This is a genomic window from Nonomuraea sp. NPDC049784 (assembly GCF_040659615.1).
Taxonomy (GTDB): Bacteria; Actinomycetota; Actinomycetes; order Streptosporangiales; family Streptosporangiaceae; genus Nonomuraea.
In genome coordinates this window covers 1-2,070 of sequence record NZ_JBFAMX010001063.1, presented here as the reverse complement: position 1 = coordinate 2,070, position 2,070 = coordinate 1, and the positions used below count along the sequence as shown (strand labels likewise).

General features: G+C 70.2%; 2 protein-coding genes. Both read right to left on the bottom strand.

The genetic code is table 11. The features are described from left to right. The coding region (locus AB0J09_RS63220; RefSeq protein WP_360713931.1) for a CocE/NonD family hydrolase at nt 1-268 on the bottom strand (268 nt) is incomplete at its 3' end. 99 nt (nt 269-367) lie between these two features. Further along, on the bottom strand, nt 368-2,070 hold a 1,703-nt coding region (locus tag AB0J09_RS63215; RefSeq protein WP_360713929.1), incomplete at its 5' end, for a malectin domain-containing carbohydrate-binding protein.

Genomic DNA, 2,070 nt, shown 5'->3' with positions numbered 1-2,070 from the left:
CCAGGCCGTCGTCGTGCTCGTCGCCGAGCGGATCGAGCAGGCCGCCGGAGCCGAAGCCGCCGCGGCAGCTCTGGATCACGACGTGGAAGCCCTGCCGGGCGAAGCCGCGGCCGTAGTACCAGCCGAACAGGCCGCGCCGGCCGTACGGGGAGCGCATCAGGATGACGGGAGCCCGACCGCCGCCGACCGGAGCGTAATGGTCGGCCAGCAGCGTCACGCCGTCGGGCATCGGCACGGGAAGATCCCGCTGGAGCCGCACGCGTCTCATGTACTTACCAGTAACATATGCCGCCCCCCGTGCGGTATCCCGGGGGCTTCCATTCCGGGTAAGGGCACCCATGGACCGGGTGCCCTTACCCGGGAGCCGCTACGAGAGCGCCTTGTCCGGGCGCTCCGAGATGCGGATGCCGTTCACGATCGTCGCGCCCTGCCGGGTGGCGAAGCGCACGTTGAGCTGGCCGTCGGTGACCTTCACCGTGTACTGCCTGCTCACGGCCGTGTACGTGCCCGCCTCCAGGGCCAGGTCGAGCGCCGGGATCGCCAGCTGCCCCTCGACCAGCACGTCGAAGACGCGCTTGCCCGGCTGCGTGCTCTTGAGGTCGGCGAAGTCCAGTTCGACGGTGTACGTGCCGGCGGGCACGTTGTCGAACCGGTACTCCAGCATCTTCTCCCTGGCGGTCCTGAACAGCGCCTGGTCGTCGGTCCCGGCGATGGTCTTGGACGTGCTCGACGTGCCGGTCGAGGTGGCCACGTAGCCGTAGCCGCCCGCGACGTACTTCTTGTCGGGCGTCCAGGTGTCACCGGCGCTGTCGACCAGGCTCTTGGTGGCGGCCGCGTCGATGGCCACCTGGAGCTTGGGCACCACGACCGTCACCTTGACCTCGATGGTCGGCTGCCGGCCGCTGGCCGACTGGACGAGCAGCTTGCCCGTCTTCACGGTGCCCGGCGCGACGCCGGCGCTGGAGAGCGTCGCCTTCAGCGTCACCTTCTGCCCCTTGGCGAGGTCGCCCGAGGCCGGCGTCGTGGCGAACCAGGGCTCCGAGGTCACCGTGTACGGCGTGGACGAGCCGAGGTTCGTCAGCTCCAGGGTCCGCGTACGGGTGGACTCGGCCGGCATCACCACGGTCAGCTCGGCGGCCGACGCGCTCACCCGCCCGGTGACCAGCGCCGTGTCGATCCGCGTCACCGTGGTGGGCGCGATCGTGACGGCCTTGGCGAAGGTGCCGTAATGCTCCTTGGAGACCACGACGTCGTAGTCGCCGGCCAGCACCTGCCCGTAGAACGAGCCGTCCTCGCCGGTCGTGAACGTGGCCACGTCGCCCACCTTCACCGTCGCCCCGGCCAGCGGCTGCCCGTCGTTGGCGTCGGTGACGGCGCCGGTCACCAGGCCGTGCCTGCTGGCCGTGAACGTCAGGCCCTGCCCGGTGGACAGCACGGGCTCCTCGTACGAGTACAGCATGGCGTCGTCGCCCGCCGCGTTCTCGATGCCGATGGTGGCGCTGGAGCCCTGGTCGCGCTCGCTCTCGATGTCCTTGTACCGGAACCCGATCGAGCCGTCCTCGCCCAGCAGCGCCGAGAACGACACCCGCTGGTCGCTCTCGCTGTAGAAGTTGACGTTGCGCCACTCCACGACGAACGTCCGGTGCGGCGCCGTGCCCGTCACCGCCGTGTAGACCCCGCTCTGGACATCCACGGTGAGGTCGTCCCAGTACGGGTAGACCGCGTTGTTCGGCGTGCCCGTGGTCGGGAGCCGGCCGTTGCTGCCGGTGGTGACCCGGTCGGTGGCGAACGAGACGTACCCGTTCGTGCCGATCCACGCCTTGCCGTAGCCCGTGCCGTAGAACGGGACCTGGAACGGCAGCGTCACCTGCTGGGCCTCGTCGTCACCGGCCAGCGCCAGCTTCTCGGTGCCCGCCACGTACGCCTGCGCGCCGCTCTTGCAGGTGTAGCCGAAGTTGTCGCCGCGCAGCGGCAGCTCGATGTCCTTGGTCACGTCGCCGGCCACCGAGACGGACGCCGTCGTGCCGCTGGCGCAGCGGGAGGTCGGCGTGACCGTCAGCTCGTAGTCGC